The sequence below is a fragment of the Microbulbifer sp. ABF4_148 genome, assembly GCF_056158985.1.
Genome location: NZ_JBSWUI010000001.1, coordinates 3,017,625 through 3,038,436 on the forward strand (window position 1 = coordinate 3,017,625; position 20,812 = coordinate 3,038,436).

Sequence of the window (20,812 nt, forward strand, 5' to 3'; positions counted from 1 at the left end):
GTCTATTTAACAACAAAACGCACAGTGCGCGTTTTCACAACCATTGAACAAGTGAGCGGCCAACATGCCTGAGATGCAACAACCCCCTGTTTTCCCTGTCGGCTCCGTCGGATACAACCTGCTGCAGATGCGCGGTACCTGGCACGATCAGGTAGAACTCTTTGAGCTCGACGGTGCCCCGCTGGACGACGACACAACTGCAGGCAGCGGCACACCGGGACGCAGCCCGTTCGACAATCTGGTGTACCTCGATTTCGACGGCTACACCCTGAAGCTCACCAACGTCCACTTTCGCGGACGCAGCTCAACGGCCAAAACCTTTACCGGCAAGATGCAGGACGGCGTCCTGGTATTTGATTCACTCGGACCCGGCGCCTACGAGAATGTCGGTGTATCCGGCGGCGTTGGCATTCTGACGTTCAACGCGCGTCAGCTGGATGCCGCCTGTAATATCTATATGGAACCCGATTTCATCATGCTCACCGCCCCTGGCCAGCGGGTGCGCCACACCGTGCTTTACCGCAATGGCATCGCTACCAGAACGCTGACCGCCAAGGGGACCCGCCTGTCGCCGACCTGCGACAAACGCCACGAGCTGGACCCACGCGGCCCTGACGGCGCCGTGCATGAAGCGCCCTTCAGCGCAAAAATCTGGGCCGAGCTGGCCTGACGCATCCATGGGCAGCTCGACCGCCTGAGACGCACGAGTGCCCAGCTATATCTCCAACACTGCCGCTAAAGGACCCAGCGGTTCTTGACAATTGTCATCCACTAGGGAAAAACACCTTTTTAGTCTGGGGAATATGGCGCCGCAGCGCGCTGCCCCCTCGTGTGTAGAACAAGATTGCAGGAGTATGCAAATGCAGGAGTATCGAATCTGGGAATGCCTGGTGTGTGGTTGGATCTATGACGAATCCAAAGGCGCCCCGGAGGATGGCATTGCGCCTGGCACACGCTGGGAAGATGTCCCCGATGACTGGCAATGCCCCGAGTGTGCGGTGGGCAAGGAAGACTTCGAGATGGTTGAGGTCCGCCAGGTCGCCGCTGAGGCGCCAGCGGAAGCCCCGGCACAACCGGAAACCATCGCTGCCGCTGAATCCACCGCTGCCGATATCGACCCGAGCATTGCGCCGGTCATCGTATTGGGTACCGGTCTCGCCGGTTACAACTTCGCCCGGGAACTTCGCAAGCTCGATACCCGCACACCGCTCATCATGATCAGCGCAGACGATGGCGCTTACTACTCCAAGCCGCAGCTCAGCACGGCTTTCCAGAAAGGACGCACCCCCAACGAGCTGGTCAACCAGACGGCGCGTGAAATGGCCGTTGCGCTCTCTGCCCAGATCCTCGTACACACGCGGGTGCAATCGATCGATACCACGGCGCACACCATTTCCCTGGACTCGAGCCAGCAGCTGCAATACGGCAAGCTAGTCCTCGCACTGGGCTCCGACACCATTGAGATTCCCACCGGTGGCGGCGCCGCTGGCTGCGCGTTACGCATCAATGACCTGGAGGATTTCACTCGTTTCCATACTGCCAGTGCCGGCGCCCGCTCCGTGCTGATTATCGGTGGCGGCCTGATCGGATGTGAATACGCTAACGACCTGGTGCAAGCCGGATTCGAGGTGCAGGTGATCGAAGCCCAACCCCGGATTCTCGGCGGCCTGCTCCCTGAAAGATCCAGCGCGCTGGTACAACAGAAACTGGCCGATGCCGGCGTGCGCTTCTCGCTCGGCACCACCGTGGAATCGCTCGACTACGAAGGAACCCGCGTGCGCGCCTCACTGGCTAACGGTGAGCAGCTGGTTGTCGACCGGGTAATCAGTGCCGTTGGCGTACGCCCACGCATCGCACTGGCACAACAGGCTGGTATCGCTACCGCCAGGGGCATCACCACCGACCGCAACCTGCTCACCAGCGCCAGCGATGTCTATGCACTGGGAGACTGTGCAGAGGTCGACGGGCACACGCTTTGCTATGTCGCCCCCCTGCTGGCCGCTGCCCGCGCACTGGCACAGACCTTTGCCGGTACCCCGACTCCGGTGCGCTACGACACCATGCCGGTTTCCATCAAGACAACCCTGTGCCCGGTGGTCGTTTCCCCACCGGCGGCAGGTATCGATGGCAACTGGCACTTCGACAGACAGGACGCAGAGGGAGTCAGCGCGCGCTTTGTCGATGCCGATGGCCAGCTACAGGGATTTGCCCTGGTGGGCGATGCCACGGATCAGGCCGCCGAACTCACGGCTGCGGCGCCACCGGTCATGAATATTTGACAATTGATAAAGCGCAGGACGCTTGCCCGATCAACAATTCGGGCAAATCGTCGCAAATTATTGCATTAGCGCACGTCGCGCCGACAAACGGCGCGACCAATACGGGGACTGACTATGAGCGATCAACAGCCGAGCAACTGGCAAAAAGCCATCGAGGGTGAGTGGCACGGCCTGCCGTCCCTGTTTGAGGCAGATGGCACCCATGTGGGCTACAACAAAGTCAGCCGCGCCAGTGAGTTCGAGGATGGCCGTACCACCTACTGGATGAACACCAAGTTCGATGCCACCGGCCCGCTCAATGATCGTTTTGAAATCGGCGCGCCCTTCAAGTTTGGCGTCATCGACTCCGATCAGGACCGAATCTATACCGGCCCGGATTTCTTCGGCAGTGGCAGACCTTATGGGCTGCTGGTGGACTCGAATTATTTTTCACCCGGTTGGAACGTTAACCTGCGCACCATGAATCATGTGGTTCCCGAATTGGGGATGCAGGTGTACTCCTCCCAGTTGTTTGAAGGCGACACCCTTGTTGGCGTTTTCAACGGCCTTTACACCGTCACCCAGGATCACGACACCAATCCGTCTACCCGCAAGCGGGTTGAAGCCTTCCTTGAGAAAGAAAAGCTCGACGGCAAGCGCCCATTTAACCTCCCGGTAAAACACGCGGGCACCCTGAGTGGACGCTTTGAGGTCTACAACGAGCAGCAGGAATTGATCGGCCACAACGATGTTGTGATTCACCACAACCCGATCAACCTGCTGCACTCTGAACAGACCATTGAAATCTCCGGCGTCGTCAATGCGCGCTGGAAAGCGATGCGCACGCGCACCGGTAATCATCACCAGTACCATGGACCGGATATGTACGGCAATGGCATGTCTTATGGCCGCTACCTGTACTCCGTGCGTCACGTCTACGGCGAGGCATTCAAACTGTGGTCCCGCGAGACCCAGGTCGATGAGGATTACACCTTTGTCTGCGCCTGGCAGTTCATGCAATCACAGAAAGAGAAGTACACCACCTTTGGGGTCCTTCGCTGGCAGGAAGGCGAACTGAAACTGGGAGCCAACTATGTCGATTAATGCTGAAGCGATCGCGGGTATCGCCCCCCCGCTGCAGGAACAATCCTACGAAGTCGAACCAACACAGCTGCGGCAGGTATTCGGCCGCTTCCCCACGGGAGTGACGATTGTCACCACCAATGATACCGATGGTTCGCCAGTAGGCATGACCGTCAGCAGCTTTAATACGGTGTCGCTCGATCCACCCCTGATCCTCTGGTGTATCGACAAGAAAACCGGCTGCTTTGAGGCGTTCGACCAGTGCTCTGAATTTGCCGTTCACGTGCTGTCGGAGCAACAACAGGATGTCTCGTCCCTGTTCGCCAAACGCGGCGTCGACAAGTTCGCCCAGGCTGCCTATCACCATAGCGACAGCGGTATTCCCCTGCTGGAAGAGTTTTGCGCTCGCCTGCAGTGCTCGGTCGCGCATCGCTATGAAGGCGGAGATCACGTGATCATTGTTGGGCGTGTCGAAAAAATGCACACTCAAGAGTCCGGACCACTGGTGTTTCACGGTGGCCGTTACGCGAGCATTGCCTGACTAACCTGCCCAGCCGTCCCGCCTGCGACGTAAAGAATTGTCACAGAATTCGACGATTTTTCCGTGCAGGAGGGCCGGATGCGAGACCCGCATCCTTTCCCAGGTCAGAGGGCGCAACTTTCTGTCCACCGAGGCGCCCAAATGGGGCATTCCAGTCCCACCATGCCCCGTTCTAAAGCCGGTAATATTGATACGTTGAAGTGGATAGACAGGCGAGTCCTTTGCCATTAGTCTGTGTTAAAACAATAACAGTCGGGTAGCTGGATCATGAATAACCTCGCGCTGAAACCACCGGAAACTTTCTTCCACTCGAAGCTGTTCCGCGGACTGGGCGCAGGTGAACTTGCGGACATCGCAGAGATTTGCCAGCGTCGGCGCATCCCTACCGGAGACTGCCTTATCCGGCAGCACAGCCCCGCACAATATTCCTATGTGATCGTATCCGGTGCCCTGATGATTGAGCGCCTTTCCCGCTCAGGTCGTCGCCAGGTCATCTCCTTCGCTTATCCCGGCGACTACATCGGCTTCACCAATACCGACGAATACGAATACAGCGTGATCTGCCTGAGCGAGGCCGAACTGCAAACCTTCCCCCGTCGTGATTTCCTGGTACGCGTCGACCGCTATCCGCAGCTCAAGAAGAATGCCCGTCAGATCGGCGGTGATGTTCTCGCACAAACCCTGGATCAGCTTTTTGCCCTTGGCCAGAAAAAGGCCCATGAGCGACTGTGCTTCCTGTTGTCGCAGCTGCTGCGTCGCCAGTGCGGCACGCAACAGGGGAACATCGAGCTCATCATGAGCCGGCAGGATATTGCCGACTATCTGGGCCTCACCATCGAGACCGTCAGCCGCGCGTTTGCACGCCTGAAAACCATGGGCCTGATCGAAATCATCAACGCCCACAGTATCCGTGTGAAAGATCACGAGGTGCTCGAAGAGCTCGCCAGCGTTCATTGATGCCGCGTGCCCGCGCGTAAATGCGGGCACTCGAGCCTCTTCATTACGCCTGCATACCGGCTGAATAGCGGCTGATTAGCGCCACCGTCCGGCGGCTGCCAATCGGCGACAGTATTCAGGCTGCCAGGCCCCTCCCCCATTGTCGTAATTTGCGCCCTTCTCGTCAGTGCACGCAGTCGGAATTGATAATGATCAATGTCCACGCGTTAACCCCCCCTACCATCAGTGAATAACGTACCGTGGCCTGCCGTTCGGGGCCTGATCTCGTAACGCTGTTCTAATTTTCTGGCAGGAGACCACTATGAAAATTCTCATTATGGGAATGGGACACGTCGGCCGCGCACTCGGCACCTTGCTGCGTGCCCAGGGCCACCACATCGTTGGCACCACAACCACGCCCGGCAAAGTCGAAGAGCTGGCACAGTACGCTGACGAGGTCGCCGTGCTTAAAGGTCATGAAACCGAAAAAGTCGCCGCGGCGGCATCCGGCTGCGATGCCATCATCGTCACTGTGGCCCCCAACGTGCGCAATACCCGTACCCTCGAGGAGCGTCACCAACACTATCGGGAAACCCTGGTCGCCTCCTGTGAGAATGCGGCCGCCGCTTGCGAGCGCTTGATTTTCCTGTCGTCGTTTTCCGTGTACGGCGATGGTGGTAGCGGAACTGCACCGATCACAGAGGAGACGCCCACCTCCAACCACGAAGAGCCCTCCTCGCTCTACTACCAGCAAGCGGAGCAGCAAATTCTGTCGCGGGCTGATGGCTGCGTGCTGCGCTTCCCGGACATGTACGGCGCACCCGGTGACCTGTCCTTCCCTGATCGCGTCAAGCTTGCGCACAGCTATTTCGGTGGAAAGGCAGTATTCGGCGCAGACGCACTGCTCTACGCCATCCACTTCGAGGATGTGGTCGCGGCCGTTGCTCACGCGATACAAAATGACCTGAAGGGCATATTGAATGTGTGTGACAACGAACGAGAGCCCTTCACGAACAAGGAGATTTTCGACGCGATTTGTGTTGCCGAGGGACTGGAACCACTGGAGTTTCTCGGGCAGATCAAGGCTCCCACCCGCAAGATTTCAGCCGGGAAAATTTATGCAAGTGGCTATCGCGTCAAACACGGCGATCCCAATGCCCATTACATCTCCTCGGCGCAGGCTGAGCCTGCCAGCTAGGCACCAATAAAAACGCCCCAGTCCGGGTATTCCGGATGGGGCGTGACCCGGCGCCTTCGGACTCAGCCCTGTGGCAACGCGGTCTCCTCACGGGAAATCAATCGAGACAGGTATTCCGGCGTAATCAAATGGCAGTAGTGGGTGCCCATAAAGCTATCCGGCACCGGCATAAAACGACGGTACTCCACATGCAGGGACTTACTGCGAAGGTGCAGCATGCCCGCCTCTGCGTATGCCGTTTGATAAGGATGCGGGTTGAGCCAGAAAGGCCCAATGGAAACCCCATCTTCTTCAAAGACGATTTTGTCTCTCGGCCACAGGTCTGTTGCGCCGGCAGATTCCAACTTCTGATACGCCGCCTGCACCAGTTCTTCGGTCCATTGCTTGCAGCTCCGGTCGACGCTCAGTTCGCCATCCGCACTGGCCAGTCCAACCGTCGAGCCTGACTCCTGCAAAGCGGTATGAATCCGCTCGGTGGTCTTCATCTTGCAGGAAACCGATACCGGAAAATCTGCCTGGCTGCCATCCGCCCGGGCAAAGTTAACAAACTGATGGCTGGTCAGCGGCAGTGCGAGCGGTTTCGCTTTACGGAAGGCCCCCTCATAGCTGTCGGGCTTGTGAACGATATTCTCCACGGCCATGTCGGCGCGCACGATATATTTCTGCAAATCCCCGCAAAACGCTTCGTCAGTACCCGCAGACAACGCCGCTACCGCCGCGCGCCCAGACTGGGAGCCAGCATCAGACGCCTGTAACACGCCCGCCCAGAGACCAACGGCCAGCGCCAGCCCGGCCGTCACCAATAGTCCACTTACTCTTTCGCCCGGAATCGTGCGTTTCATAACGGTCTCGCTTTAACACAATGGAAATCAATGCTCTCCTCTCTTCATTATGCCGTAACCGCTCCACCACACCAGTGAGTCAGGGAGCAGAGAGAAACCAGCGTAGAATGAGGAATCCTATCTGGTTTGTTCTATCCTATTCACCCCGGGCGAGAATTGACTTTTATCAATCGCGAGACGTCACCCCATTACTAAGCTGGATAAGGTGGCAAAATTGAGCGTCGCCAGTGCTCCAGATAACCGCGGCAGTGAAACCCGTCCAATGACAAGTATCCGTAGTCTGTCAGATGCAGTGCATATCGAGGGGAGAACCCCACCGTTCAATACGGCCATCGTACGTATCTTCTACCCTGCTACCGACGACGCCGAAGACGCGGGCCAGCACGCCGAACGGACAACCCCGGCGGACCGGCTCCCGCCCTATCCCGTGCTGATCTTCTTGCCGGGCATCAATACAGACCCCTTTACCTACGCCTGGCTGGCACAGCAGCTCTGCACCGCAGGTATCGTGATGGTGACCTACCAGATGGTCTCCGAGGAGATACCGGGTTTGACCAGCGCCACCCCGGGCATTGCACTCAGCGCGATGACGCCGGAGCATTTTGGCAAACAGGCCTCCGCAGTGGCACTACCTTCCATCCGCGCATTGCTCGAACGCCATCATCAACAGGGCCCCCTTCAAGGGAAACTGGATCTGGATCGCATCGCGCTGGGCGGGCATTCTGCCGGCGGCGCGTTAGCCCTGCTGAATGCGCGCGGGGATTGGGTACCAGGGGTCAAGGCCGTATTCTCCTACGGCGCGCATACGGGGGCGACCGTAGACCTGGGCTGGCCAGAAGATCACTTCTTGCCGATACCCACGGATACGGCGGTGCTAATACTGGGGGGAGAAAAAGATGGCTGTATCGCACATAGTGCCACCCGGTATGGCGCCACCGCGGCGTCGCCTACCCAGTTGGTGCGCGACACATTCCATCGGGCAGTCAGCGCTAACGACGCCAACAATCTGCTGGTTTTGCTGCGGGAATCGAATCACTTTTCAATTTGCTTTCCGGTCGATCGAACGAATGATCGCGTATTCGAGGAGGAGCCCGTAGACGATGACGCAAGTCGCTACCTGATGGCACGGATTATCCGGGACTTCCTCGAGTCGCACCTGCTTAACAGCGCGTCAGCCCGGTTACGGCTAGCGGACCTCGATCCGTCAACGCAATCGGGCTTACTGGCGGTCGAACGCAAATAGTGTTAACCGACGCTTCCTAGAGCATTGTGGCTTGCTCAATGCGCTGGGTGAGCGCCTCACCGAATACCATTACCACCTTATCGCGGTCGGGATCCGCATCGATAATGGCCTGCATAATTCGCTTGCGGCGAACGCGACGTGCTTCTGTCTCTACTTGAGTATTGCGCGGCGCGTTTGCACAAATGTCCAGCCAATCTGCCAGATAGTTCTCGGCATAGCGGGAAAACACACCCAGATTTTCTACCGCAACGCCATATGCCAACAGAAAGTACGGTGAACAGCACGCTCGCATATGCTCCATCCGAGAAGGTTCAATCTCTTCAACCGGATGATCGAATCTCGCCTCCTGATAGGTTGTCCGAATGCGCTGGAAGCGATCAGTGAAATAGTCCAGATGCATTGTCACATCAAAGTCTGGGTACAGATCCAGGGAGACCTGACTTCCTTTATTGTTCAGCATCCCCTCGAAGCTAAAACGGGGAATATTGAACTCCGCTTTGGGAATGACATGGATATTGAAGTAACGCATCCCGGGCATCATCGTCAGGGACATAAAAGCCGCTTTCTCAATCACACCACTTTCATGGGTGTAGACACGGGCATACCCCATCTCCCCTCCCTGGAGGTTTTTCAAAACAGCAAGGTCAGAAAATGCCTCAGAAAGTGAGAGCCCCAGTGCACTGACGATGCGCTGTTCAAACTCATTGGCATACTCGTTAATCATTCCGACCGAGTCCTGTGCCTCAAGTGTTTCCATCGCTGAGTACCTTAGCGTTATAAATGAAAAAGGGGTGCTCCATAGGGAGCACCCATCAAGTTACTTCTAGCAGCACCTCGAGTACATCTTAGTTCATCCTGGAGGGATGTTAGTTACGCACCGGCGGCGGATAGGCACTCGGCCCAGGTGAAGGCTGAGCACCATCCACCCACTCTCCGAACAAACCACCGGCGAGGAAGTTCTTGCCATCGCTGGTACACCAGCGCTCCACTTCCGTCACATTCAACGGTGCACCGAACGGGAAGGCATACACACGATCGCGGGTATGGATAAAGCCCTGGCGACAGGTGCCGACCGCAGGCATGACCGCTGTCGGACCGAACTGGAAGTTCACATGCTGCGGTTCCAGTACATCAGGACAGAGCTGATCACCATAAGGCTTGGCCGCACCAAGGAATACCGATTCGAACGGAGTCACATCCGGAATGCCGTCACCGGTAATATCCCCATCGAACGAAGCAACCGCACACGCATCACGCGAGTAGCTCTCGGAGCAGGCAACGAAGCTGCTGGCGAGGCTGGTATCTTCCGGATTGTCCAGGTTTGGATAGAAACCTGCGTGTACACATGCACCGGCCTCGTAGGTCACCTGCTCAATAGCAGGGTCAACAACGAAGGCATTGATGTAACCGTTGGCATCGAGCGTTCCCAGCTCCGACTTATCCAGTGCACAACCAGGCTCACCGACACCACAGGCGGTTTGCACGAAGATATCTGCCATCGATACCGACTGGATTTCAGCGAGGGTTTCCGCATCGTCCTGGTAGACCAATTCGTACCAGAAGCGGTCACCGCTGCGCTTGAGATTGAATTCGCGGGCGATCATGCGGGCCATGGTCGGCGGCAAAGAAGAACCAGCAACCTTGTCTTCTGCCAGCAAGCCAAGCAAGCCTTCCACGTTGTAGACCTTGCGATAGCGCGCTCGTAACTCCTCCGCTACTTCCACATTGGAGGTAATCTCCAGGAAGCAATCAATCGGATCGGTTTCATACAGCAGGTGCCAGACACGACAGTTGTCGTTGTTACCGCTGTTCTGGTAGATGGTCTTGCCACGATAGACGCCACGTAAACGGTTAAAGTCAGGCACACCGACTTCCCGCGCTGAGCGAATATCAATCGCAGCCAGGTCGATACCCGCATTGATCATACTCTGCGCGGCCACGACATCCCGCACGCTGTCTTCATAGATCAGGTCGATGTTGGCGGTTACCGTACGGCTCATGGAGCGAATCACATTCGCTATGCCCTTGCCGCCGGTGCTATGGAGCGCAACATGGTTCGCGACCGTAAATGGCGGGTTCGGACCACTCTGGGACAACCCGGGCACATTCTGAGTACCAAACTCAGGGATAAAGCTCCGTGTGACAACATCCACAAACGTCGGCACCGGCGGGCCCTGGGGATCGGGATATTCCAGCACTACATGTGGCTTGATGACGTTCTGTCCATTCTCATCAAAAATCAGGAACTCTTTCGGCACCGAACTGTGGGCATAACGGAAGGCCGAGTTCCACATATTGGTGTTACTGTCCGGATTAATCGAGGAGGAGTAGCCACTGTAGCCACCAATCAGTTCGTCATACTGGGAGCCAAACAGGGCCGGCAGATATTCGTCAAACAGAATGTGCTGATAGACCCCGATCACGAAACGACGGGTCTTCTGGAACAGAAACTCGTCTGCCTCGTCTGCGCTCATACCTGCAGTATCTCCGGCATGCTTCAGTGCCATCTGGTCGGCAACCCGATTGTGATAGCGGTGGAACGCCAGGTGGAAGGTCAGCAACTGCAGGTTTTCCGAAGCGCGGTCATCACCGGACAGGAATTCATCCTGGGGGTTGAAGGCACGGGTCGGGTCATTCGGGCGCGGATGTGCGGGTACCATGTCAGCTGTCGGCAGGAACTCATACAGGTCTGCTTTCAACTCTGGATTGGGGCGATAAAGCACCGTTTTCGCGTTTTCACCCACGTAGTCATAGGTCGCAAGCTTGCCGCCCCCAACCGGAATACGCGGACCGTATGGATCCTGCGGGTTGGGCTTGGAACGGAGATCTGCGTTAATTGCCGCCGAGTCACCATAGATCTGCGAGAGATCGAGCCAGCTGTTGATTCGGTTACGAATTTCCTTGCGACCATCTACGACCTCATAAATGGCATCAGGGTGGACGATCACCGGACTGGAGACTTCACCAGTAAATGGCAACAGCGGGTTGCGCGAGAACATGATTCTTGCGATTTCGTTCTCCGGCGCACCAGGGAACAGTACAGGAATACCCGGTACCCCATTACTATCGATGTAATCCTGTGCGGCCTCAATCGAGGGATCTCTCAGCGGCATCTTGCTCGCGCAGGGCACAAACTGGAAAAATTCATCAAACTGCGGCAGACACTTGGATGGGTCATTGGGGTGCACGCCGAGCCACTGATAGATATCCGCAGTCGTGGGATTCTGGGGGTCGGTGCCAAAGATCAGCCGCGGAATCGTATCCGTGTAGTAAGGATGCGAGAAGCGATCCCGGTCAATCTTTGAGGCATCATGGGTGACGAACTGCCCCATCCAAAGCACGTTATGTGACAGGAGTGTATCGCTATTCAGCGAAACCCCGGTTTTGTTCGACATCAGGTGATTACTGATCTCGCGCTCGTTGATGGCTTCCGTGCTCAATCCTTTCTCATTGATCCACGGTGAAACACCATCATCGGCATACTCACTGCCCTCGTAACCATGCGTGTACAAGCGATCCGCTGCGCCCCAATCGGCGTCAGACAGGTTGTTACACAGGCCATCGTAGGACTGTACCGCGTTTGGATCACAGGTGGTGTTGGTATTACTAGAAACCGAGTACGCGTAAACCCCCACTACAGCTGCGATCCCGGCGGCTACCAATGATTTCTTCATTATTCTCATAGTAGACTCCAAAGTTATATTGCAGTTTCGGGGGGAGCGAACAAGCCTGATCCCCGAACCTTGTGGGCCACCAGACAACTGGAAGAATGCAAGGAACGCACTTGGTGACTTTAAAGTCAATACAATTGACTTCGAGGTCACTATAAGTAGTAAAATTCACCCCAAAAATGACATTTATCAAAAGAAATTCGGAGATGAAGAGTACCGCGCCAATACCTTCTGAGAGTGATCTATCTCTCAGCAGCAATGAGATATTGGGCCGGTGACTGTTTCGTGTTGTAGTTAGCATTCCGGTAATCGGGAAACCAACCGTAGGGAATCGAGTGGAGTACAAATGCCATGGCCAAAGAATCAGATACCCCAACACTCAAGCGACCGCGTAAAAAGGCTGCTGCGACTCGCCGAGAAACGGGTAAACGGAACCGCCCGGCAACTGAACAACTGCTAATTGATACCTGCGAACGTTTGCTGGTACGAGACGGCCCTGATGGAATCGGGGTCAACAGCGTGGTTGAAGAGGCTGGGGTCGGTAAAGAGTTGATCTATCGCTATTTTGGCGGACTGCCAGGGCTAGTGAAGGCCTGGATCGAGCGCAGCGCCAATTGGCCCACCGCAGAAGAACTGATCGGCGGCGACATCGATGAATTCGCCTCACTCACTGTCAAAGAACAGTTTCGGTTGGTGCAACACAACTACATTGCCGCCTTGCGCCGTCGCCCCGTGATTACCCGCATCATGGCGAGTGAACTGATGCACCCCAGTGAAATCACCGTGATTCTCGAAGACGCCAGTGATCGAATCGCACGGGAACTGACGGAAGTTTTTCGGGATATTGATAGTGAAAACAAAGACGATATCGTTTCACTTGCCCTGGTGTTTTACTGTATGACCAATTATCTCTGTATGCGGGAGGTCTCCAGCCCAAAATGCTTTGGTATGGACTTGAGAAAAAAAGCCAGCTGGAAACGTATAGAAGCGGTCACAGATACACTCGTGGACCGATTTTTGGAAGACTAAGACTGACCCAAACCGGTGCGCCAGCGGGCTGAACAGCGCTAAAACGCCTAACCCCCAATTCAATAGGAGATCTGGAATGCCTGACCTATGGAATCACGGTCATTGAGCAAGCGCAGTAAGGCATGGGCTGTGTCTCTGGTGGAGATTTTCCAGCGCAACCCCTTTTCAGAGCGCCTCCCCGACCAAAGCTGATAAGGGCGCGCGATCTCTTTATCCAGTAATTGCGGTGGCCGCAGGATCGTCCAGTCGAGCCCGGACTCCCGCACAAGCGTTTCCTGCACTTCTTTATCTTTCAGAACATACGGAAGAATGAAACGGGTCACCATGGATACGACCCAGTTGCCCTGCCCCATACTGTCCCCAACACCAAGCGAAGACAGTAGCAATAATCGACGATGCCCCGACTGCTGCATGGCCTTGATGATATTACGCGTTCCATCGGCGAGCGGCGTTTCGTGGCTTTTATGGAAAATCCCCAGTGCAGATAGAACAGCATCGTAGGGTTCCTCCATCGCGCTCTGAACACTCTCCCTATCCTGAATATCGACACTCACTTTACGAAGGCGAGGATGCTCGATGTCGAGGCGATCGATCTTCCGCGAACATGCCGTTACCTGATATCCGGCCTCCAGCGCCTGTTGTACCAGATGCCTGCCGGTTCTTCCGGTAGCACCGAAAATCAGTAACCGGTTATTTTCACCGTCAATTCCTTTTGCTGACGTTTCCATGGCTTTCACCGCGCATAAAAATGCCAGGAGACAGCGCCGCGTCGATGCGCGACCTGTCTGCCTGGCCTGGATGGTATTTAGAAATCGTAGCTGACAGTTGCCCCGTACGATGGGCCCATACCTGTAGCGATAATCATCTTGTTAAACTGACTCAAGACGAATACGCCACCGACATAGTCTTCATCCAGAATATTTTTACCCCAGATGTTAAAGCGCCAGTTCTGCGGTGCCGCCAGTGAGAGGTTGGCGTTGGTGATCGTCCGATCACCGGTATGTGCCAGATTAAGCGGCGTCACGTATTGCTTGGACTGGTAGTTCGCATCCAGACGTGCCTGCAGCGCCCAATCACCAAACACCTCTGTCTGGTAGTTCAGGCCGAAGCTACCCTGCCACTCGGAAGTCCTGGCCAGCTGGTTGCCGCCGACCTCCGCATCACCACAGGGTACCGGGATCATCGGCATGGTCATGATCGGCGCATTACACCCATTGTTGATGTACAACTGGCCTTCTTCATAGACCACGCCGTCCTCATATTCCGGATTGGCCCACGCGAGGGCAAAGTCCGTGCTCCAGCTATCCCCGATCAGCCAGCGACCGTCCACTTCAAAACCTACCGACTGGGCATTGCCCGAATTGGCAATCAACACGGTGTCGCCGAGTGTACCGGTAGCAGGCGCCTGAGAAGTTTGCAGATCTTCCCATTCAATCAGGTAGAGCGCTGCATTCAGCTGCAGGGCACCCTCAAGGAAGGTGTTCTTGCTACCAATCTCGTAGGTCCAGTTCTGTTCCTCGTCATAAGTCAGGTGCGATACATCGGAGGTATTGTTAAAGCCCCCGGATTTCACACCCATCGCGGCCGAGGCGTAGACAAACTGGTCCGGGTTCACCTGATATTCAGCGGTCAGACGCGGCGTAAAGTAGTAGAAATTGTCCTGGTCCTTGGGCACCACGATACCGGATGGCGCAAACCCTCCCGGAGCAACACCAAAGCCATCGGTCAGTCGCTCAATGGATTTGTCTTCCTCGGTGTAGCGCATTTCACTGCGCAGGGTCAGGTTCTCCGTTGGCGAGTACGCAACCTCGGTAAACAGCGCGAAGATCTTGTCGTCATACAGGGTGTGCTTGGACTCAGATCCGTGCCAGGCACCGAGCATCTGGGCAGTCTGGTCGTCAGCACCGGATAAGGGAGACGGGACGCTGCCATCGGCGGGCAAGCCACAACCGGCCTGACTGGGAATGCCGTAGTCGACACCGGCGTTGAAGCCGGAACAGAGTGGCATATACAGCGTCAGATCGTAGCTCTCATCATCGATATTGCTGTAATAGACCCCGACACCGCCCTCCCATTTATCGCCGTCAAAATTCAGGCGAAGCTCATGGGAATCACTCTCGAGTACCGAGATCGGGCGACCACTAAAGCTGTTGGTGTAGGCAATTTGCGGAATCTGTATCGTGGTTCCCGGTGGCGGGAACGGGATAAATAGCTCGTCAAAGCCCCAGAGGTTCGCGACACCGGTCAATGGATCGCGGTCGGCAGAGCCACCATTGGTAAAGGAGTCACTGCTGGTCTGCCCATACAGGTAGCTCACAGACACGTTGTCTGAAATCTCGTAGTCAACCGCAATACTGGCAACTTCCGTTTCCGCGACGGCGCCAACAGAACGAGGGTCCACAGTAATCGAGTTATGCCCCATATCATCCGGAATACCGGATTCCGGAGGAGCCAGGTTATGCGGCGCACTGGTGGGCATTGAGGGAACCTCACCGCACCACCAGGAATTGGCAGTAATCGGGGCACCGAAGGTGGTCATTCGCGTGACCGAGTTACAGTTCATATCGCTGTAGGTGGTGAAACCCCAGGCCACATTGGTGGCACCAGACATCACGTAATACGGCTGGGATTCCCGCTCGATATCAGCCCGGTAATAGTCGAGTTTGATATTCAGGTTTTCGTTGGGACGGAATTCCAGCGCCGCGGAAATTGTCTGGTCTTCCCAGCCGCCCAGCTTCCCTTCCGTACTGGGGCCCGGCACGCTGGCATCGGCAAACGGGTGGTCATTGCGGGTATGGCCGTCGTAGGTAGATTCCGCCACGTTCAACTTGCCGTACAGCACATCCTCGATGATCGGACCACTGATCAACGCCTTGATGTCCTGCCGCTCGTCACTACCCGCAGTGACCGAGATGTTTGCCTCGAGGGAATCGGTTGCAGGGCTGGTAATGTAGTTCACCGCACCCGCGAATGCGTTGCGGCCATACATTGCGCTCTGCGGGCCTTTCACGACCTCCACGCGTTCCATATCGATCAAGCCGAAGTTCATCATGCTCTGGCGCTGCAGATGAATACCGTTGAGGAAGAACGCCACGTTTTGCGTACGCGCAGTCGTGAAGGTCTGCGCCATACCGCGAATCACCGCATTGCCGTTGGTACCGCTGGTGGAAAAGCCTTCGTAGGTGAAGCCTGAGGTAGCGGCAGCGATGTCTTCTAAACCGGAGTACGCGCGCTGTTTAATTTCATCCGAGGTAACCGGTGAGATTGAGATGGGGACTTCCTGCAGGCTCTCACTGCGGCGTCGTGCGGTCACGACAATTTCTTCTACTGCTCCGGCAGACTCCTCCGAAGACTGTGCGATTAGCTCAACCGGTGAAATACTCATGGCAACGGCTGCGGCCAGTGCTGTTTTCTTATACCTATACATCCCAATGCTCCTCTCAATGATTGAATTCGGAACTTCTCGATGGGGCATAAAGCAAACATCGGCTTGATGCGTCACCCTTGTGACTTCTAGTTCACAAATTATTGACTTGAAATTCTCATAAAGCAATACTCGATTCGAAATCAGGTTCGCACACAAAACATTCGCCGTACTGCAGTCCTTTATTACGGCAGAACTTAATAATGGAAAACACGACAAGGGCTGAGGATCATGAGCGACCTTTCGAATCTATTCCGGCGTTTTCTGCAGAAAAATGACAAATATCAATTTTCGCAACGGAGCGGAGCGCATCAGAATCGAAAAAAACTGGACTTGCAGGATCCCAAGGACAACCTGTATGCCTTCGGCAAGCTCTGGGCGAGCTATGCCGATGAGCCCGTGTTTTCTGCATTTCACGGTCTGATGTTCGGAATGGTCGGCGACCAGCGGGCCAAGCCACTATTTGGCTACTGTGGGCTCGGGCAGTTTCAGGCCAAACAATTGTCCAATGGCAATATCCGACTCAGGGGTAAGGAAACCGGCTATTTCTATGACCCCGCCACCGGCGCAATCTTGCGCGACTGGTTAAACCCGTATACCGGTGAACGGGTCGAGGTCTATAACTTTCTGAACGATCGGATTCGGGGCGAGCTCACCCCGGTCATGCCCCGATTTGCGATGGGAGAAGCGGGAGACGCCCCTACCCTAATGAACGAAGCGACTGCGATCGTCAATGACGATGGGTCCATTCCGTTTATCCTGCCCTGGCAGCAGTTTGGCGATCAGATGACCCTCGAGTGGGACTACACCCACCGCTATCGCAATCCGGTTACACCATCCGCATGGCCCAAGGCCAGTACCGGGGAGTACATCAACCCCTCCGAGCACTTTACCTTTTCCACACCTCTCGACCAGCTCGAAGACCGGGACACCCCTTCAGCAGCATTTAGCAGCGGTTTTACCCGCATGTCTCCCTGGTGGCCATGGATGAAAATGGGGCAAAGCGGTGTTCAGGGTGTGCTGTTTGGGCGCATGAACTCGCATAAATCGAATAACGGCTATGTCGATATCCCAAGAGCAGTGCTCGAATACACCGAAAAATATCATCCCGAGTACCTCGAACCGTGTAATGATTGGGATGATGGGTTTCCCATCGGCACCTGGGAGGCCTACGCCCGGGATATTTCGCCAGAAGTTGAGATCGAGCAAATCCAAAGCCAGGGGTCAGAAGTAAACTACTGACAAACTGGAAAATCATAATCGGGATACAATAACGATGACACAGTCACGATTTCTTGGATTGAACCTGTCGGCAGGTACCATACCCACCCATATCACCACCTTTTACGTAGCCAGCTTTCTCCTCATTGCGATGGGGACTTTTGCTCCACAGATGTTCGGCTATCTGTTTATTGAGTTCCTGAATATTCCCGAATCGGAGCACGGTCGATTGGCCGGCGACCTGGGATTCTGGGGTGAAATTGCCCTGATGATTTCCTTGCTGATATTCGGCCCCATGGCAGATCGCAGGGGACGACGCGTGGTCATGGTGATCGGATTTCTGCTGACGGCCATTGGCCTGATGATCTTCCCGCTATCAGAGACCTATGCCGGTGTCCTGCTCGCCAGAATTATCTGCGCCTGCGGCCTGGCGGCAATCACCTGTATCGTGGTTATACTCATCGGAGACTACTTCGCAGACGAATCTCGGGGTAAGGCCGCCGGGATGCAGGGCTTCATGAATGGCCTTGGTGCCGTGTTCACCATTTTCCTGCTGTTGCGCCTTCCCAGCATTTTTCAGTCGCAGGGGTATGACCCCATCACCGCCGGACTGCTGTCTTATGGCGTGGGCGCAGCACTATGTGTGCTCGCGGCGATTGCCATGTGGTTTGGTATTCGGCGGGACTGGCCTGTCTCGGCTCAGGAAAAGCAACCTGCGCTCCAGCAACTCAGACAGGGCTTTGTGGCAGCGAAGGACTCAAAGATCGCACTGGCCTATGGTGCCTCATTCGTTGCGCGAGGCAACCTGGCAATTGTTGGTACCTTCTTTGCGCTCTGGGGAACAAACTATGGGACACAGGTCTTGGGGCTTGAGACCTCCGAAGCGTTAAAGAAAGCGGCGAATATGGTCGTGGTCGCCCAGGGCACCGCCCTCATGACCGCCCCACTGTTCGGGATCATGGCGGACAAACTGAATCGCGTCAGTGCGCTGGTCGTTGCGCTGCTTATTTCAGCCATCGGCTATATGGCAACGGGTTTTGTTTCCGACCCATTTAGCATGGCGATGATCATCTGTGCCGTCTTCATAGGGATGGGCGAAGTCGGCTGTATTATCGCCAGTGGCGTGTTGATTAACGAACGCGCGCCAGAGTCACAGCGTGGACCGATTGTCGCGGTATTCAATTTGACCGGTGCCATGGGCATTCTGATCGCCACAAAAGTCGGGGGCTACCTGTTTGATGGCTGGCGGGAGTCCGGGCCGTTTGTGCTGTTTGGATTGTTTGCACTGGTTGTCGCCATCTGGGCCCTGCTGCTGCGCGCGACGCTCTCCTCTGAGGGTGAGAAGCCCACGGCACTGGAACCCAGTGCGTCCAGCTAAATCCCAACGACGCGATCGCCACACTTGGACCCAAGGTCAAGAAACAGATGGCAACAAACGCAAGAGAGGGCTCTGAACAGAGCCCCCTCTTGTTTTTAACACGCCGTTAACCCTTCACACACACCACCTGGCGCAACGTGTGCACTACTTCGACCAGGTCAGACTGATTCGCCATCACCTGATCGATGTCCTTGTAGGCACCGGGAATTTCGTCAATCACACCAACATCCTTCCTGCACTCGACACCCCGGGTCTGCTCTTCGAGATCTGACTTCCTGAAGCGTCGCTTCGCTTCCGTCCGACTCATCCTTCGCCCGGCACCATGTGCGCAGGAGCAGAAAGACTCCGGATTCCCTCTACCGCGAACGATGTAAGAACGCGCACCCATCGAGCCGGGGATAATCCCCAACTGCCCTTCCCTTGCGCTGATCGCACCTTTCCGAGTCAGGAAAACCTCCTTGTCAAAATGCTGCTCTATCGACACATAGTTGTGATGGCAGTTGATCGCCTCAGAGGTGATCTCGAACGGTGGCAATTGGGCTCGCAAGCATTCGAGCACCAGCGCCATCATTTCCTGACGGTTTACGCGCGCGTACTCCTGCCCCCAGTGCACAGCTTCGACATAGTCATCAAAGTGTTGCGTTCCCTCGCGCAGGTAGGCCAGATTGCTGTCCGGGATGTTCTGCACATGAACGCCCATATCCTTCTTGGCGACCTGGGTAAAATAGGTCCCTACCGCATTGCCAATCCCCCGGCTTCCCGAGTGCAGCATTACCCAGACCTGATTGCTTTCATCCAGGCAAACCTCGATAAAGTGGTTGCCACCACCGAGGGTGCCCACCTGGGTCGTCCAGGTTTCCATCGGCTTTTTCAGTCTTTTCAACAACTCAGGGTGCTTCTCAAACAGTCGTTCCGCTCCGGGAGCAAGTCGTTTGCAGGCAGCTTCCCGGACATTCGCCCGCTTGTGTCGGGCAAAGCCCACGGGGACTTTCACCTCAATGGACTCCCGTAGTGCCTTTAGACTGTCAGGCAATTGATTGGCATGCAAAGACGTTCGTACGGCGTTCATACCGCAGCCAATATCCACTCCCACCGCGGCAGGAATAATGGCACCAACCGTCGGGATCACCGAGCCAATGGTGGCTCCCAGCCCGAAATGCACATCGGGCATGGCCGCCACGTGTGAGTGCACAAACGGTAGTTGCGCGACGTTCTTCAGCTGCTGCATTGCCGCAGACTCGATTTCATCGGTGTATATTTTTACCGGTACACCACCGTCTGCCCCATTCTGGTTGAGCACTTTTCTTACCGGCATAATTCCTCCCTACTCCACCACCATACTAACTTCGCGGTGACGGAGGTCCTTGCCATTGCTGGCCTAATTTCTAAAATATTTTTCTCTTCAAATTCCATATTCATCAACTTCTTCCTGTTACCGCCTGCCAGTCCCTCCGTTTACTTAGTCCGAACTGCAGGTAACTCATCTGGTCGGCAATAATGTGCCGTGCTTGCAGGAGAACCGCTTCAAAGGGGTTCGGTACAAAGGGCACAGCAATCAGTGGCATGCCGGCTTCCTCTGGCGTCCGCGCGCCCTTACGCTGGTTGCATGATCGACAGGCAGCACAGGTGTTTTCCCAGCAGTCATGTCCTCCGCGCGAAACCGGGACAATGTGGTCGCGGGTCAGCAGCCTTTCACTGAAGCGCAATCCACAATATAGGCAGAGATAGCCATCCCGGGAAAACAGCGCGGCATTGGTCAAATGCGGCGTCGTCTGCTTGCGCAGGTTTTTCCGACTACCCGCCACAACCGGAGAAACCGCCAGTATCGACTGCTGCCCCAGTCGCGTTCGTCCGCCTCGCAGGGTTCGCTGTGGTGCACCGGTTTCCCAAAGCACCTGCCCGCGCGCATACAGACTCGCTGCCGCTTCCATACTGATCCAACGGATAGGGATTCCCCCGGAATCCACATACAATACCTGTTTCATCAT

Annotated in this window: 17 protein-coding genes; 10 read left to right on the forward strand and 7 right to left on the reverse strand. The window is 55.8% G+C overall.

From position 1 onward, the window contains the following. The first annotated feature begins 64 nt into the window (after window positions 1–64). From ACXAD0_RS13210 to ACXAD0_RS13235, 6 genes are all read left to right on the forward strand, one after another. Window positions 65–670, forward strand: a complete 606-nt coding sequence (locus tag ACXAD0_RS13210) for a hypothetical protein (protein ID WP_475088962.1) — start codon at window positions 65–67, stop codon at window positions 668–670. Between the two features lie 190 nt (window positions 671–860). Further along, window positions 861–2,279, forward strand: a complete 1,419-nt coding sequence (locus tag ACXAD0_RS13215; protein ID WP_475088964.1) for an FAD-dependent oxidoreductase — start codon at window positions 861–863, stop codon at window positions 2,277–2,279. Window positions 2,280–2,393: 114 nt separating this feature from the next. Next, on the forward strand, window positions 2,394–3,362 hold the full coding sequence (locus ACXAD0_RS13220) for a hypothetical protein (RefSeq protein ID WP_475088965.1): 969 nt from the start codon (window positions 2,394–2,396) through the stop codon (window positions 3,360–3,362). Then, a complete protein-coding gene (locus ACXAD0_RS13225) occupies window positions 3,352–3,882 on the forward strand; it encodes a flavin reductase family protein (RefSeq protein ID WP_475088967.1) in 531 nt (176 codons plus the stop codon). Before ACXAD0_RS13220 ends, ACXAD0_RS13225 begins: the two co-directional genes overlap by 11 nt. 267 nt (window positions 3,883–4,149) lie before the next feature. After that, window positions 4,150–4,839: a Crp/Fnr family transcriptional regulator gene (locus ACXAD0_RS13230; RefSeq protein ID WP_475088968.1), complete on the forward strand. Its 690-nt coding sequence runs from the start codon at window positions 4,150–4,152 to the stop codon at window positions 4,837–4,839. A 301-nt stretch (window positions 4,840–5,140) separates the two neighbouring features. Then, on the forward strand, window positions 5,141–6,016 hold the full coding sequence (locus ACXAD0_RS13235; protein ID WP_475088969.1) for an NAD-dependent epimerase/dehydratase family protein: 876 nt from the start codon (window positions 5,141–5,143) through the stop codon (window positions 6,014–6,016). A 62-nt stretch (window positions 6,017–6,078) separates the two neighbouring features. Here ACXAD0_RS13235 and ACXAD0_RS13240 read toward each other — a convergent pair whose 3' ends face one another. Beyond that, on the reverse strand, window positions 6,079–6,858 hold the full coding sequence (locus ACXAD0_RS13240; RefSeq protein WP_475088970.1) for a hypothetical protein: 780 nt from the start codon (window positions 6,856–6,858) through the stop codon (window positions 6,079–6,081). A gap of 205 nt (window positions 6,859–7,063) precedes the next feature. Here ACXAD0_RS13240 and ACXAD0_RS13245 point away from each other — a divergent pair, with 205 nt between their 5' ends. Beyond that, a complete protein-coding gene (locus tag ACXAD0_RS13245) occupies window positions 7,064–8,101 on the forward strand; it encodes an alpha/beta hydrolase family protein (protein WP_475088972.1) in 1,038 nt (345 codons plus the stop codon). Window positions 8,102–8,117: 16 nt separating this feature from the next. Here ACXAD0_RS13245 and ACXAD0_RS13250 read toward each other — a convergent pair whose 3' ends face one another. Both ACXAD0_RS13250 and ACXAD0_RS13255 read right to left on the reverse strand, forming a co-directional pair. After that, a complete protein-coding gene (locus ACXAD0_RS13250; RefSeq protein ID WP_475088973.1) occupies window positions 8,118–8,858 on the reverse strand; it encodes a hypothetical protein in 741 nt (246 codons plus the stop codon). 109 nt (window positions 8,859–8,967) lie between these two features. Next, the gene (locus ACXAD0_RS13255; protein ID WP_475088974.1) at window positions 8,968–11,784 is read right to left on the reverse strand and encodes a peroxidase family protein; all 2,817 of its coding nucleotides are present in this window, start codon (window positions 11,782–11,784) and stop codon (window positions 8,968–8,970) included. Window positions 11,785–12,123: 339 nt separating this feature from the next. Between ACXAD0_RS13255 and ACXAD0_RS13260 the strand changes: the two genes are divergently transcribed. Continuing rightward, on the forward strand, window positions 12,124–12,801 hold the full coding sequence (locus tag ACXAD0_RS13260; RefSeq protein WP_475088976.1) for a TetR/AcrR family transcriptional regulator: 678 nt from the start codon (window positions 12,124–12,126) through the stop codon (window positions 12,799–12,801). Window positions 12,802–12,860: 59 nt separating this feature from the next. On the opposite strand, the gene ACXAD0_RS13265 is transcribed toward ACXAD0_RS13260, so the two are convergent. Next, window positions 12,861–13,529 (reverse strand): NAD(P)-dependent oxidoreductase, encoded by a 669-nt coding sequence (locus ACXAD0_RS13265; protein ID WP_475090388.1) that lies wholly within the window; start codon window positions 13,527–13,529, stop codon window positions 12,861–12,863. 77 nt (window positions 13,530–13,606) lie between these two features. Continuing rightward, complete coding sequence (locus tag ACXAD0_RS13270) at window positions 13,607–16,228, reverse strand: TonB-dependent receptor (protein ID WP_475088977.1); 2,622 nt, start codon at window positions 16,226–16,228, stop codon at window positions 13,607–13,609. Between the two features lie 228 nt (window positions 16,229–16,456). Between ACXAD0_RS13270 and ACXAD0_RS13275 the strand changes: the two genes are divergently transcribed. Further along, window positions 16,457–17,467 (forward strand): DUF1838 family protein, encoded by a 1,011-nt coding sequence (locus tag ACXAD0_RS13275; RefSeq protein ID WP_475088978.1) that lies wholly within the window; start codon window positions 16,457–16,459, stop codon window positions 17,465–17,467. Window positions 17,468–17,501: 34 nt separating this feature from the next. Then, window positions 17,502–18,824 carry an MFS transporter gene (locus tag ACXAD0_RS13280; protein ID WP_475088979.1) on the forward strand — a complete coding sequence of 441 codons (1,323 nt, stop codon included), beginning with the start codon at window positions 17,502–17,504 and terminating at the stop codon, window positions 18,822–18,824. A gap of 106 nt (window positions 18,825–18,930) precedes the next feature. Here ACXAD0_RS13280 and ACXAD0_RS13285 read toward each other — a convergent pair whose 3' ends face one another. Both ACXAD0_RS13285 and ACXAD0_RS13290 read right to left on the reverse strand, forming a co-directional pair. Continuing rightward, window positions 18,931–20,139 (reverse strand): RtcB family protein, encoded by a 1,209-nt coding sequence (locus ACXAD0_RS13285; protein ID WP_475088980.1) that lies wholly within the window; start codon window positions 20,137–20,139, stop codon window positions 18,931–18,933. 103 nt (window positions 20,140–20,242) lie between these two features. Further along, window positions 20,243–20,809: an HNH endonuclease gene (locus ACXAD0_RS13290; protein WP_475088981.1), complete on the reverse strand. Its 567-nt coding sequence runs from the start codon at window positions 20,807–20,809 to the stop codon at window positions 20,243–20,245. Window positions 20,810–20,812 lie beyond the last annotated feature (3 nt).

Coding starts and splice junctions, on each gene's coding strand:
- ACXAD0_RS13230 (WP_475088968.1), top strand. CDS start 4,150: ATGAATAACCTCGCGCTGAAACCACCGGAAACTTTCTTCCACTCGAAG.
- ACXAD0_RS13260 (WP_475088976.1), top strand. CDS start 12,124: ATGGCCAAAGAATCAGATACCCCAACACTCAAGCGACCGCGTAAAAAG.
- ACXAD0_RS13275 (WP_475088978.1), top strand. CDS start 16,457: ATGAGCGACCTTTCGAATCTATTCCGGCGTTTTCTGCAGAAAAATGAC.
- ACXAD0_RS13265 (WP_475090388.1), bottom strand. CDS start 13,529: ATGGAAACGTCAGCAAAAGGAATTGACGGTGAAAATAACCGGTTACTG.
- ACXAD0_RS13215 (WP_475088964.1), top strand. CDS start 861: ATGCAGGAGTATCGAATCTGGGAATGCCTGGTGTGTGGTTGGATCTAT.
- ACXAD0_RS13225 (WP_475088967.1), top strand. CDS start 3,352: ATGTCGATTAATGCTGAAGCGATCGCGGGTATCGCCCCCCCGCTGCAG.
- ACXAD0_RS13255 (WP_475088974.1), bottom strand. CDS start 11,784: ATGAGAATAATGAAGAAATCATTGGTAGCCGCCGGGATCGCAGCTGTA.
- ACXAD0_RS13210 (WP_475088962.1), top strand. CDS start 65: ATGCCTGAGATGCAACAACCCCCTGTTTTCCCTGTCGGCTCCGTCGGA.
- ACXAD0_RS13220 (WP_475088965.1), top strand. CDS start 2,394: ATGAGCGATCAACAGCCGAGCAACTGGCAAAAAGCCATCGAGGGTGAG.
- ACXAD0_RS13270 (WP_475088977.1), bottom strand. CDS start 16,228: ATGTATAGGTATAAGAAAACAGCACTGGCCGCAGCCGTTGCCATGAGT.
- ACXAD0_RS13280 (WP_475088979.1), top strand. CDS start 17,502: ATGACACAGTCACGATTTCTTGGATTGAACCTGTCGGCAGGTACCATA.
- ACXAD0_RS13240 (WP_475088970.1), bottom strand. CDS start 6,858: ATGAAACGCACGATTCCGGGCGAAAGAGTAAGTGGACTATTGGTGACG.
- ACXAD0_RS13285 (WP_475088980.1), bottom strand. CDS start 20,139: ATGCCGGTAAGAAAAGTGCTCAACCAGAATGGGGCAGACGGTGGTGTA.
- ACXAD0_RS13235 (WP_475088969.1), top strand. CDS start 5,141: ATGAAAATTCTCATTATGGGAATGGGACACGTCGGCCGCGCACTCGGC.
- ACXAD0_RS13290 (WP_475088981.1), bottom strand. CDS start 20,809: ATGAAACAGGTATTGTATGTGGATTCCGGGGGAATCCCTATCCGTTGG.
- ACXAD0_RS13250 (WP_475088973.1), bottom strand. CDS start 8,858: ATGGAAACACTTGAGGCACAGGACTCGGTCGGAATGATTAACGAGTAT.